This window comes from Filomicrobium sp., from assembly GCF_025698805.1.
Classification (GTDB): domain Bacteria; phylum Pseudomonadota; class Alphaproteobacteria; order Rhizobiales; family Hyphomicrobiaceae; genus Filomicrobium; species Filomicrobium insigne.
The window spans coordinates 101513-114224 of sequence record NZ_JAILWT010000004.1 but is presented as its reverse complement, the minus strand read 5'-3'; the positions used below and the strand labels follow the sequence as shown (position 1 = coordinate 114224).

13 protein-coding genes are annotated in these 12712 nt (G+C 57.5%); 6 read left to right on the top strand and 7 right to left on the bottom strand.

The window, feature by feature from the left end:
• Positions 1 to 66: 66 nt before the first annotated feature.
• From rbfA to pnp, 4 genes are all read left to right on the top strand, one after another.
• Positions 67 to 474, top strand: coding sequence for a 30S ribosome-binding factor RbfA (rbfA, locus tag K5845_RS11515; protein ID WP_046480242.1), 408 nt, complete (start codon positions 67 to 69; stop codon positions 472 to 474).
• 59 nt (positions 475 to 533) lie between these two features.
• Positions 534 to 1457 carry a tRNA pseudouridine(55) synthase TruB gene (gene truB, locus K5845_RS11510; RefSeq protein ID WP_090225854.1) on the top strand — a complete coding sequence of 308 codons (924 nt, stop codon included), beginning with the start codon at positions 534 to 536 and terminating at the stop codon, positions 1455 to 1457.
• 235 nt (positions 1458 to 1692) lie between these two features.
• Positions 1693 to 1962, top strand: coding sequence for a 30S ribosomal protein S15 (gene rpsO, locus K5845_RS11505; protein WP_046478234.1), 270 nt, complete (start codon positions 1693 to 1695; stop codon positions 1960 to 1962).
• Between the two features lie 303 nt (positions 1963 to 2265).
• Complete coding sequence (pnp, locus tag K5845_RS11500; RefSeq protein ID WP_046478235.1) at positions 2266 to 4455, top strand: polyribonucleotide nucleotidyltransferase; 2190 nt, start codon at positions 2266 to 2268, stop codon at positions 4453 to 4455.
• A gap of 109 nt (positions 4456 to 4564) precedes the next feature.
• Here the strand turns inward: pnp and K5845_RS11495 are convergent, their stop codons facing one another.
• The 5 genes from K5845_RS11495 to fabA form a co-directional block, all read right to left on the bottom strand.
• Positions 4565 to 5185, bottom strand: coding sequence for a hypothetical protein (locus tag K5845_RS11495; RefSeq protein ID WP_287959024.1), 621 nt, complete (start codon positions 5183 to 5185; stop codon positions 4565 to 4567).
• A 126-nt stretch (positions 5186 to 5311) separates the two neighbouring features.
• On the bottom strand, positions 5312 to 6184 hold the full coding sequence (locus K5845_RS11490) for a glutamate racemase (protein WP_046478237.1): 873 nt from the start codon (positions 6182 to 6184) through the stop codon (positions 5312 to 5314).
• 54 nt (positions 6185 to 6238) lie between these two features.
• Complete coding sequence (gene fabI / locus K5845_RS11485) at positions 6239 to 7108, bottom strand: enoyl-ACP reductase FabI (protein WP_046480243.1); 870 nt, start codon at positions 7106 to 7108, stop codon at positions 6239 to 6241.
• A gap of 134 nt (positions 7109 to 7242) precedes the next feature.
• The gene (fabB, locus tag K5845_RS11480) at positions 7243 to 8475 is read right to left on the bottom strand and encodes a beta-ketoacyl-ACP synthase I (RefSeq protein WP_090225852.1); all 1233 of its coding nucleotides are present in this window, start codon (positions 8473 to 8475) and stop codon (positions 7243 to 7245) included.
• A gap of 93 nt (positions 8476 to 8568) precedes the next feature.
• The gene (gene fabA, locus K5845_RS11475; RefSeq protein ID WP_090225849.1) at positions 8569 to 9105 is read right to left on the bottom strand and encodes a 3-hydroxyacyl-[acyl-carrier-protein] dehydratase FabA; all 537 of its coding nucleotides are present in this window, start codon (positions 9103 to 9105) and stop codon (positions 8569 to 8571) included.
• Between the two features lie 354 nt (positions 9106 to 9459).
• Between fabA and irrA the strand changes: the two genes are divergently transcribed.
• Positions 9460 to 9873 (top strand): iron response transcriptional regulator IrrA, encoded by a 414-nt coding sequence (gene irrA, locus K5845_RS11470; protein ID WP_046478240.1) that lies wholly within the window; start codon positions 9460 to 9462, stop codon positions 9871 to 9873.
• A gap of 37 nt (positions 9874 to 9910) precedes the next feature.
• Here irrA and K5845_RS11465 read toward each other — a convergent pair whose 3' ends face one another.
• On the bottom strand, positions 9911 to 10399 hold the full coding sequence (locus tag K5845_RS11465; protein ID WP_046480244.1) for an SH3 domain-containing protein: 489 nt from the start codon (positions 10397 to 10399) through the stop codon (positions 9911 to 9913).
• 323 nt (positions 10400 to 10722) lie between these two features.
• On the opposite strand from K5845_RS11465, the gene K5845_RS11460 reads away from it, so the two are divergent.
• Positions 10723 to 11721, top strand: coding sequence for a 2-hydroxyacid dehydrogenase (locus K5845_RS11460; protein WP_090225844.1), 999 nt, complete (start codon positions 10723 to 10725; stop codon positions 11719 to 11721).
• 31 nt (positions 11722 to 11752) lie between these two features.
• Here K5845_RS11460 and K5845_RS11455 read toward each other — a convergent pair whose 3' ends face one another.
• Positions 11753 to 12589 carry a HesA/MoeB/ThiF family protein gene (locus K5845_RS11455; RefSeq protein ID WP_090225841.1) on the bottom strand — a complete coding sequence of 279 codons (837 nt, stop codon included), beginning with the start codon at positions 12587 to 12589 and terminating at the stop codon, positions 11753 to 11755.
• Positions 12590 to 12712: the final 123 nt, after the last annotated feature.

Genomic DNA, 12712 nt, shown 5'->3' with positions numbered 1-12712 from the left:
CCCGCCGCGATGTCATGGATGAAGTTGACCGGCACGGCTGGTCTTCGACCCGTCAACGGAACTGATATGGCGAAACGATCCTCCAAATCTCCCGCCGGAGCGGGCCCGTCGCAAAGGCAGTTGCGCGTTGGAGAAATGATCCGGCATGCGATAGCCGAGATGCTAACGCGCGGTGAGATTCACGACGACGTCCTCGGGGCACATGTCATCACGGTTCCTGAGGTTCGTATGTCACCGGACCTGAAGCTTGCGACGATATTCGTCATGCCGCTTGGCGGTGGCGAGGCGATGGAACCTGTTCTTGCCGCGCTCGATCGGAATAAGAGGTTTTTACGTGGCGAGATTGCGCATGCCGTTAACTTGAAGTATGCCCCGGAACTCCGTTTCCGTGCCGACCGGAGCTTTGATGAAGCGCTGCGTATCGACGAGTTGCTGCACAGCCCCACCGTCCGACGGGACCTGGAAAACGACTGAGCATTAGTCTTCAACGCGCGGCTGGATATGTCACTCTCGGCCGATCAGCAGAGCACCATATGGCACGAAGAAAGAAAGGTAGGGCGGTCAACGGTTGGCTCGTCCTCGACAAGCCGCTCGGTCGCACGTCGACCCAAGCGCTGGGCGCAGTGAAACGCCTGTTCGATGCACAGAAGGCAGGCCATGCCGGGACACTCGATCCGTTGGCAACAGGTATCCTGCCGATCGCTTTCGGTGAAGCAACGAAGACTGTGTCCTATGCCGTTGATGGCGAGAAGGCATATCGTTTTACTGTGACCTGGGGGAACGAGCGCACGACGGACGATACGGAAGGCGAGATCGTAGCAAGCTCCGAGACGCGCCCCTCCGTTGCTGAGATCGAAGCGCTGTTGCCGCAATTCACAGGCGAAATCAGCCAGGTACCGCCGCAGTTCTCAGCGATCAAGGTGGCAGGAAACCGCGCTTACGATCTCGCCCGAGACGGCGAGGTTGTCGAGCTGCAGCCGCGCATTGTTAACATTGACGATCTACGTCTGCTTGGCGCGGTCGATGCGAACTCCGCGATTTTTGAAGCGGAGTGCGGCAAGGGGACCTATGTGCGGGCGATCGCGCGCGACCTCGGACGGGCCTTGGGCTGCTATGGCCATGTAAGTGAGCTCCGGCGCCTTGCCGTCGGCTCATTTACGGAGGAAGAAGCCGTTTCCATGGATGAGCTTGTGGCCGCCCACGAGGAAGGCGGAGCGGAAGCGTTGGACTCATATCTCCAACCCGTCGAGTCGGCCCTCGAAGACCTAACGGAACTCTCCGTAACCCCTTCGGACGCGTCTGAACTGGCCCGTGGCAAGACCATACTTCTGCGCGGTCGCGACGCCCCCGTGTTCACAGGCGGGTTTTTCGCCATGTGCAAGGGACAGCTCGTCGCCATCGGTGACGCGGAAAAAGGTCAACTCAGGCCGAACCGCGTCTTCAATCTAGGGCGGTGATCATCTTATCGTTAATTTGATTGCCCTGCGACGCAGCTTTACCGGGAATCAAGCCCGCAGGTGCATCGAAAGATGCTGGTCACGAGCGCGTATTCGTGTATAAAGCCCCCAACGACGCGGGTCCCATGGGCCCGCGTTGTATGTTTGTGACCCAGCTGGACGACATCCCGGCTGTGGCCGCCTAGGGAAAGCTCTGAAGCTTTCCGTATCTTCTCGAATTGAAAGGACGATCCCGATGTCGATTACGGCAGAACGCAAGGCCGAACTCGTAAAGGAGTTCGGAACGAAAGAAGGCGATACCGGTTCTCCAGAAGTTCAGATCGCTATTCTGACCTCACGCATCACTTACCTTACTGAGCACTTCAAGACCCACAAGAAAGACAACCATTCACGTCGTGGTCTGCTCAAAATGGTAAGCCAGCGGCGCCATCTCCTGGACTATGTCAAGGCTAAGGACGTTTCTCGCTATCAGAAGCTCATCGAACGCCTCGGCATCCGCCGTTAATTTGCGCGTTTTATCGCGCGCGGCTTGGCCTAGGGCGCAAATTTTGACACGTCCGCTCATGTGGGATGCTGCCGTCAGGTCTGGCGGCAGCATCTACCGCCCGAGCCTGTCCAAGTGCGAATTCTACAAACACCAACATTTGTGCGGTTCGCTTTTTAGTGAACTTTTTGTGCCTGCAACGCGGGACGGTCTCGGCCGCTCCGCGATAGGGCGCGCCTTGTGACTGGAAACTTTTTGCTATCGCTGAAAATGCGCTAGAACCGCGCTCGTACGAAACAAAGACCGAAACGAAAGACGAAAAGCATGTTCGACATTCATCGCGTGGAAATTGACTGGGGGGGGCGTCCGCTGCGCCTCGAGACGGGCCACATGGCGCGCCAGGCCGACGCCGCCGTTTATGCACAGTACGGTGAGACCAGCGTGCTCGCGACCGTAGTCGCTGCCAAGCAGCCCAAGCCGGGCATCGACTTTTTCCCGTTGACCGTAAATTACCAGGAAAAGACCTACGCGGCCGGCAAGATCCCCGGTGGTTATTTCAAACGCGAAGGCCGGCCGACGGAAAAGGAAACGTTGACGTCGCGGCTCATTGACCGCCCCATTCGCCCGCTGTTCGTGCAGGGCTTCAAAAACGAAGTTCAGGTCATCGTCACCGTTCTTTCCCACGACATGGAGAACGATCCTGACGTTCTCGGCATGGTCGCTGCGTCTGCAGCGCTGACGCTGTCCGGCGTTCCCTTCCTCGGGCCGATCGCTGCGGCACGCGTTGGTCGCATCAATGGTGAGCTTGTCCTCAATCCCATGCTGGACGAGATGGCCGAAAGCGAGCTGGATCTCGTGATCGCAGGCACCGAAGACGCGGTCATGATGGTCGAGTCTGAAGCCAAGGAACTGGGCGAAGACGTTATGCTAAAGGCCGTGATGTTCGGCCATGAGCATTTCCAGCCGGTCATCCAGGCCATCATCAAGCTGGCTGAGACTGCCGCCAAGGAACCCTGGGACATCACGCTTCCCGACACGGGCAAGTACAAGGAAGCTGTCCGCGCCATTGCTGAGGCAGATCTAAAGGTTGCCTTCTCGACGCCCGAGAAGCAAAAGCGCAACGACATGGTTGCCGCCGTCAAGGAAAAGGTCTTCGCGGAAATCGAAGTTCCTGAAGATGCGCCTGAAGACAAGGGTCTGCTTGCCAGCGCATTCAAAGCGCTCGAGTCCGACATCATGCGCTCATCCGTGGTCGACACGGGGCATCGCATCGACGGACGCGATCTTAAGACGGTTCGCCCGATCATGTCGGAGGTTGATGTTCTGCCGCGTACGCATGGCTCCGCGCTGTTCACGCGTGGTGAGACCCAGGCTCTGGTCGTGGCGACACTTGGCACCGGTGAAGACGAGCAGTTTGTGGATTCGCTCGAAGGAACGCGCAAGGAGCGCTTCCTGCTTCACTATAACTTCCCCCCCTACTCCGTGGGTGAAACGGGCCGTATGGGGAGCCCCGGCCGTCGTGAAATCGGTCACGGCAAGCTCGCATGGCGCGCCGTGCATCCTCTGATGCCGACGGCGGAGGAATTCCCCTACACCATCCGCGTGGTGTCCGAAATCACCGAAAGTAACGGGTCGTCTTCGATGGCGACGGTGTGCGGCACGTCCTTGGCACTTATGGACGCTGGCGTCCCGCTCAAGTCGCCCGTCGCCGGTATTGCCATGGGCTTGATCAAGGAAGGCGACAAGTTCGCCGTTCTCTCCGACATTCTCGGCGACGAAGACCACCTCGGCGATATGGACTTCAAAGTCGCGGGTACGACCAACGGCGTCACTTCGCTTCAGATGGACATCAAGATTACCGGCATCACGGAAGAGATTATGCGGGTGGCACTTGATCAGGCCAGAGATGGCCGCATGCATATCCTTCAAGAGATGTCGAAGGCTCTGACGGATGCGCGTTCGGAACTGGGCGAACACGCGCCACGTATCGAAACGATCCAGATCCCGACGGACAAGATCCGCGAAGTCATCGGTTCGGGTGGCTCGGTTATTCGTTCGATCGTCGAAGAGTCGGGTGCCAAGATCGATATCAATGACGACGGCACGGTGAAGATCGCAGCCGCTAAGCGTGAGTCGATTGAAGCAGCTCTGAGCCGTATCCGCTCCATCACCACCGAGCCTGAGGTTGGCACGATCTACAAGGGTAAGGTCGTTAAGGTTATGGACTTCGGTGCCTTTGTGAACTTCTTCGGCGCCCGCGATGGTCTGGTTCACATTTCGCAACTGAGCCAGGGTCGTCCTGAAACCGTCAGTGAAGTGGTCAAGGAAGGTCAGGAAGTTTACGTCAAACTCCTTGGCTTCGACGACCGTGGCAAGGTTCGCCTGTCCATGAAGGTTGTCGATCAGTCCACGGGCCAGGAAATTCCCCGTGCTGAAGGCGAAGCTGAAGATACAGGCGGCGGAGACCGCGGAGATCGTCCGCGTCGTGACCGTCGCCCGCGCCGCGATGCGTAAGCCTTCTCGATAAAAGAATAAAAAAGCGCCGTTGAAATCCAACGGCGCTTTTTTCTTGGAAATGTTACGGCCTCAGCGGCTGATCCCTTGTTCGCCACCCGCCAGATGTTTATCGGTTCCTGGGTGAGCCGAAGGGCATAGGTTCGCCGCGAAGCAGCCACGTATCGAGCCACGCATAGTTTTCGTTGACGTCGATGGTATCGTTTTTAGAGGCTAGACCGGTGCGGGAACTGCTTTCGAAAGGCGATTGGCGTTCCCCATCTTCACAAAAACCCTTCGGTGCGGCAGCGACATCCACATACGCTGCTAACAACGGCGACAGAATGGGCTCTCCCTGCGTTTGCTCGAAAAGCCAAGTTTTGCCGAAGCACGTGATGATCGAAACTGAAGTCTGATCCAGGGCTTCGTAAGCTAACGCGTCGAGACCAGCATCGCTATCCGCGGGAGGCAGTGTCCCGTCAAATGCAACTGTGGTTGCGTACAGACACACATTACTGCCCGTTCGCCACGCGTGCGCGCTGACTGCGGCACCAGCAAAATCACGCGTGTAGAATCGCTGGGGTGTGCCATACCGCATGAGATCATTGAGCATGTCGTGATAGACTAGCGAGAAAGACATCCGCGCTGATAGGCGTTGTTCCCAGCTCCAGTCTTTTGAGGCTTCCAGTAAGGTCTCCGGTTGCCCGCTCCGTATCGTGAGTATCTGCCATTTGGGCATCGTCACCGCCACATTTCACCGTTCCCGCACCGATTGTAGACAAAGACCAGGTGGGCTTGTCGAGCCCTTTCGCTTACAATCGTTCAGTTCAAGTGAAGCGCGCCGGATATGCAACGCAATTGTGGCAAGGAAGCAAGCCTAGGAACGTGTGTACTCTAATGCAGATTCGAAGGATGGAGCATCTGGCCAGAAAACTTGGGCCAGCGAGCTGGCCTCCCGCGCATTGCCCGTCGTCATGAGGCGGACATGGGATTGATTCGCTATGGAGGAACTATCAGCGACAAAATGCGGACGACGGTGAAGATAATCTTCGAGACTATCAGCGACGATCTGCGGCTGGGACAGAATGCGCGTGAATGGGGGCAGATGACGCGCGAAGAGATGCTCCACCAAAGGAAAATGCGTGCAACCTAAAATCGCACGATGCGGCGGCGTGTCGTGGGTCTGGGACAGTAAACCGGCTACCCCCTCTTGCACCAGAGCATCCAGTTCCGCTTCTGGCGCCTCGTGCTCAATCGCTCCAGCTAAGTTCGCGCAAATCTGCTGCACGACCACGACTTTTGGGCAGCGTTTGCGAATCTCTTCTCTGTAGACGTTCGAAGAAATTGTTCTGGTGGTGCCGAACACGGCAATGATGTCGGTATTGTACTTCTGCGGATATTGCGGGGCTGTAACGGCCCAGGGTGTCTGCGTCGCAGCTTCCACCGTCGGCGCAACGATGCCCAGGATGTTGTGTCCGCCCCATTGGGACTTCGGCAGCCAATTCTGCTGAAGCTGCCGGGCAGCCACTGCCGTTGCGGTATTACAGCCCAAGATGACGAGACGCGCACCAAGCCGAAACAGCGTCTCGACACCTTGACGCGTCAGGTCCACGACCTCCTCGGACGACCGGTTGCCGTAGGGTACGTGAGCATGATCGCCGAGGTACGTGAACGAAATCTGAGGGAACCGCGCCGCGAGTTCGCGCAGCACAGTCAGTCCCCCCAACCCTGAATCGAAGACCCCGATCATTGAAGCGTTCTGCGCTCGCCGTGACGATGCGTCAAGTTACTAGCAATTGGAGCCTTATTCGGCCGCTTCCGAAGGTGACCGGCCGGCGGCATCTGCATCTGCTTCTTGCTCCTTAAGAGCTTCGAGCGTCGGCATTGCCACTGTGCTATAACCGCAGTCGACGAAGTGAACTTCGCCCGTTACCGCGCCTCCCATGTCGGACAGCAGATAAAGCGCCGAGCCGCCGACTTCGTCGAGCGTTGGCGTGCGCCGCAAGGGCGAATGATCGCGCTGATAGTTGAAAATGACGCGCGCATCCGAAATGCCGGAGCCGGCAAGAGTTCGCATTGGCCCCGCCGACACGGCGTTGACACGAATGCCTTGCGGGCCCAGGTCGGCCGCGAGATATCGTACCGAGGCTTCCAGCGCAGCCTTAGCGACGCCCATCACGTTGTAGGACGGCACCCATCGCGTCGCCCCACCATACGTAAGCGTAAGCAACGATCCGCCGTTTGGCATCAGCTCTGCGGCCCGCTTCGCGATTTCAGTGAAGGAGAAGCACGAGATAACCATGGTATTCACGAAGTTATCACGCGTCGTATCCGCGTATCGGCCATGCAACTCACGGCGGTCAGAAAAAGCCAACGCATGAACGATAAAGTCCAGGCTGCCCCAGGTTTTTTTGATTTCTTCAAAAACCTTATCGACACTATCGAGATCACTGACATCGCAAGGCACAATGATCTTAGAGCCCACCGATTCAGCCAGGGGAATGGCGCGGCGCCCGAACGCCTCTCCTTGATAGGTAAAGGCCAGATCCGCACCCTGCCCGGCCAATACCCGTGCAATGCCCCATGCGATCGAGCGATCATTAGCGACGCCCATGACAAGGCCACGTTTGCCCGCAAGCAAAGGACCGGGTTTTGCAAAATCAGTCTGGGTCATGCGAGCCCTTCTTTCTGCGCCCGCGGCGCGTCCAACAGTGTCGAACCAGCCAGTGCCGGTAGTGTCGCGTTTCATGTCGGACGAACCTCTAAGCAGGGACCTGATGTCCCCCTATCGCCGCGACATAAGTGAGATCAGGTTTCGTAGCGGCGGAACACCAGACTCGCATTTGTTCCGCCAAAACCGAAACTGTTCGACATTACACAGTTAAGCGTTACGTCGTCCAACCTCTGGCGCGCGATCGGCACCCCTTCGAACTCAGGGTCTAATTCGTCGATATTTGCACTTTCGCAAACAAAGCCGGCATTCATCATTAAGAGTGAATAGATGGCTTCCTGCACCCCGACAGCACCCATCGAGTGACCGGTGAGTGATTTTGTCGCCGAGATGTGGGGGATATTCTCTCCGAAAACGGCGCGAATGGCATCAATTTCGCGTGCGTCACCCACCGGTGTGGAAGTGGCATGTGGATTAATATAATCGATATCGCAGCCCAGGCCTTTACCATCAAGGCCTTGCATCGCCAATTTCATGCACCGCGCCGCGCCCTCGCCTGAGGGGGCAACCATATCAAAGCCGTCCGAAGTGGCCCCGTAACCGACAAGTTCGCCATAAATCTTGGCGCCGCGCGCACGGGCGTGTCCCAGCTCCTCAAGCACCAGCATGCCGGCGCCCCCTGCGATCACAAAGCCGTCTCTATTCTTGTCATAGGCCCGGCTTGCACGTTGAGGAGCATCGTTGTGGCCGGACGACATCGCGCCCATCGCGTCGAAAAGGACGGACAGGGTCCAGTCCAGCTCTTCGCAGCCACCGGCGAACATGATGTCCTGCTTGCCCCAGGCGATATGCTCTGCAGCATTGCCAATGCAATGCGCTGACGTCGAGCATGCCGAGGAGATTGAGTAATTTACACCCTTGATCTCAAAACTCGTCGCGAGAACCGCCGAAGGCCCTGAACACATTGCCTTCGGGACCTCGAATGGTCCGACCTTTTTCGGGCCACGTTCCTGGGTCGTCTGAGCAGCACGTACGATCGCGACCGTGGAAGGGCCGCCCGCACCAACAATAATGCCGGTACGCTCATTGACGACCTCGGAGGACTCAAGACCGGCATCGCGAATGGCCTGATCCATAGCGATGTAATTCCAGCCGACGCCGGCCTCCATGAAGCGCTTCGGCTTACGGGGGACCTGGGTTTCCCAGTCTATATTCGGCGCCCCGTGAACGTGGCAGCGGAACCCGAGTTCGGCATATTTGTCTGCCCTGACGACGCCGGATTTGGCCTCGCGCAAAGACGCAAGGACCTCCTGGGTGTTGTTCCCGATTGAGGAAACGATGCCCATCCCGGTGACGACGACGCGTCTCATCAAAATCCCTTTCCCTCACGGAGCCCATGCATTGAAGAGGCCCCGGATTTGAATTGGTGTCGCAGTTTTGGAGCGGGGCTCCACGGGCGGAGTTTATGCCCCCGCTACCGCGTCCCCTGTCTCGAACAGTCCGACACGCAGGTCGCTGGCTGTATAGATAGTTTGTCCGTCGGCTTTTAGGGTTCCATCGGCGATGGCCAACTTCAGCTTACGTAAAATAACCCGCTTTAAATCGACGATGTACTCCACGCGTTGCACGGTTGGCACCACCATTCCGGTGAACTTCACTTCGCCAACGCCAAGAGCGCGGCCGCGTCCTGGGGCGCCGAGCCAACCCAGAAAGAAACCAGTCATCTGCCACAGCGCATCAAGTCCCAGGCACCCCGGCATGACCGGGTCACCTTCAAAATGGCATTTGAAGAACCAGTCGAGCTTCGGATTGCCTGCCACTTTGAGTTCGGCCACGATTTGTCCTTTGCCGTGCGCGCCGCCGGTTTCAGAGATCGAAGTTATGCGATCAAACATCAACATGGGCGGGAGCGGAAGCTGGGCATTGCCCGGTCCGAACAGTTCTCCGCGTCCGCAGGCGATCAGATCGTCGTAGTCAAAGTTTGGTCGCCGCTCAGCCATGGGCCTCGTTTCGAATCCCCCGTAGTTGTTTCATTAACCTGCCGCTTGTGGCGCGCACCAAGAAGGCGCCGACGCACATGGGGTCAATCTGGTAACACACTCACCAAGACCTTCAAATGGCAAACGGTTGGGTCGTCAAGGTGCTTTAACCTTCCGCTAACTGTCTGTAGAACGCGGCCAAGTTGCAGGACGTAACGCTTGCAGATATATTAAGCAGAGCATTCTATACCGCTTAGCTGGGCAAAAGCCGTCTAAGATTACGTGCTTGGGGCGTCTGTGCGAAAGTGGCAGGATGCCCCATTGTACGACGAAACCTAAGGAACTCGCCTCGCGCGAGGTAGTGATAACGCAGATATGCGCACGGAAGCCGACCGCTACATAGAAAAGATTCTTCGCCAAGCAGGGCTAAGGCCAACGCGTCAACGTGTTGCGCTCGCTCAACTGCTTTTTTGCGGGCAAGATCGCCACGTCACGGCTGAATTGCTTCATGACGAGGTTGAGAAGGCGGGCGAGCAAGTTTCTTTGGCGACGGTGTACAACACGCTACATCAATTCAAGCGTGCCGGGCTGCTGCGCGAATTGGCGATCGACAGTACAAAGACCTACTTCGATACCAACACCTCGAATCACAACCATTACTTCCTAGAGCCGGAAGGTGTTCTGGTGGACATCCCCAGCCATTCGATTCGGGTCGACGGACTCCCGGAACCGCCGGAAGGCACAAAGATTTCTCACATCGACGTAATTGTGCGCCTCGTGAAAGAATAAGTCGTCACACTCAGTGCAGAAAGCGGAAGATATTCCGCTATTTAATGATTTCATCGGGGTAAACACCCCACAGCTTCTTCTGCGCGACGTACCCCCGATACTTGTCGACGGAAACGAAGCACCACTCGCCGTCGCATTCATGAATGTCCGCGACGACACCCGCTTCAACCATCGCAACCGGTCTCGAACCCTCACTTTCTCGAGACGCAAGTGCAACCTGAGGCCGTTCTTGGGATGACTTTACATCCCAAGGAAGAATCTGTGCCGTTCGGCGCCCGGAGAGAAGCGACCCTAGGACCCATCCCGTCGTTCCTTCTGCATCGCGCACCTGCCGCCAGCCCTCGAATTCTTTGATGATTTCAACGGGAAGGCCCGCTCGGCGAAAGACCCAGGATGTGGGGTAGTCCGTGCCTGGTCCCTTGCGAAGGTTAACGCGGTTGGACTTCAGGCTGACAAAGCGCGGAACCTTAAACTGCGTTCCGCCTTCTTGGGCAGCCGCAGATCCGGCAAAAAGGCCTCCAGCCATCAGGGCCACGGAGAGGAGGAAGGCGGTGGAGACGCCGAATCGGCCGTGCCGTTTGATTCGCGAACCGCTGTTTCGCGCTGTTGTCCCGCTTGCTCGTGCCCGCATTTTAATTCTGACTTCTCCTTGAAAGCGCGTACATGGTGAGGAACCTGCCACCAATCCAGTGTTTAAGCTCAATCTGTCCGCTAGCTTTGTCATTGCGATGACCATCTGTTAGAGAAGGCCGATCCGACTTTCGGACCTACCGACGGCGCCCGTGTCGACCGCGACATTCAAGCCCATCGCGCGACCCGGAAGCTAAACCTCCGACCAGCAAGACACCCATGCCCAACAGCCCCAAAAAGCCCGTTGTCATCGTTACGCGCAAGTTGCCAGAGGTCGTCGAGACCCGCATGCGTGAATTGTTTGAAGCCCACTTGAACGTTGCCGACGAGCCGATGTCGCAAGCGGAGCTTGTCGAGGCGGTCAAAACGGCTGACGTTCTCGTGCCGACGGTGACCGATCGGATTGATCGGGCCGTGATTTCTCAGGCGGGTGAAAAGCTGAAGCTTATCGCAAACTTCGGTACTGGCGTCGATAACATCGATCTTGATACAGCCCGCAACCGCGGCATTACCGTGACCAATACGCCAGGTGTATTGACCGAGGATACCGCCGACATGACCATGGCGCTGATCCTCGCCGTCCCCAGGCGTCTCGCTGAAGCGACGCAGTATCTGAAAGATCCTGCGAACGAGTGGCACGGATGGTCGCCAACCTGGATGCTCGGCCATCGCATCTATGGCAAACGGTTGGGAATCATCGGAATGGGGCGCATCGGAAGTGCTGTGGCACGGCGCGCCAAGGCGTTCGGGCTGCAGATCCACTATCACAATCGCCGCCGGCTGCCTGAGGAGATCGAACAGGAATACGAGGCGACCTACTGGGATAGCCTGGACCAGATGCTGGCGCGCATGGACATTATTTCTGTGAACTGCCCGCACACCCCGGCGACCTACCATCTTCTCTCTGCACGCCGGCTCCGGCTGATGAAGCCGACGGCTTACATCGTCAATACAGCGCGCGGTGAGGTGATTGATGAGAACGAGCTGGCACGATTAGTTGAAGCCGAAGCAATTGCTGGGGCCGGCCTCGACGTATTTGAGCACGAGCCTGCCGTGAACCCGAAGTTGCTGCGCTCAAGCCGCGTTGTCGCGTTACCGCATATGGGGTCGGCGACGCTGGAAGGCCGCGTCGACATGGGTGAAAAGGTCATCATCAACATCAAGACGTTCATGGACGGTCACAATCCGCCTGACCGTGTCCATCCTGCGATGTTCTGAGGCCTTTTCGGAACGATCGAAGCTGAATGCGCTACGTGGCGGCACAGGCCGCGGTAGCTTCTGTGCCATCATGCATCGAAAGGTCGATGATGGTCGGATTTTTGCCCGAGAGCTCATTCTCGGGATCCCAGCCGATTGAGACGCTCTCAACACGTGATCCCAGGGCATCGTAGATCAACAAGCGGCCGGCCAGGGTCTCACCGGCACCGGTGATCTCCTTGAGGACTTCGGTTGCCTGCAGAGTACCAATGACGCCAACGACGGCTCCAAGGACGCCGACCTCGGAGCAGTTCGCTACCGTTCCCGGTGGTGGAGCCTCGGGGAAAATGCAGCGGTAGCTCGGCCAAGGTGTCCCGTCCGGCCGCTTCTCGTGCGGCTTGAGTGTCGTCACATAGCCGTCGAATGGCCCAACAGCACCGAACACCAACGTCTTGCGTGCAAAATAGCAGGCGTCAGAGACTAGATAGCGTGTTGCGAAATTATCCGAGCCATCACACACCAAGTCGAACTGCTCAATGATTTGCAGTGCGTTGTCCGATGTCAGTCGAAAATTGAATGTCTCGACGTCGACATGCGGATTGAGACGGTTGATAGTCTTGCGGGCGCTTTCGACCTTCGGCACGCCGACGTCTGCTGTGTCATGGACGATCTGGCGCTGAAGATTGTCGAGCGAGACGATATCGTCATCGATAAGGCCGATCGTACCAACGCCTGCCGCCGCGAGATAAAGCGCGATTGGCGAGCCTAATCCACCCGCGCCGATAAGAAGAACCCGCGCTTTCTTGAGCTGTTGCTGCCCTGGTCCCCCAACATCCTTGAGTACCAGATGGCGCTTGTAACGCTGAATTTCCTCAGGAGTGAGTGCCATTGATCCGTGTCCATCATGATAGAGCCTGACGTGCGGGGTAGGGCACACGCACGTCCTTCAGGCCGGTCTCGTTAAACACTAGCATCTGTGATCAAAAAATGCGCTAGGCCTTGCTCTATGACG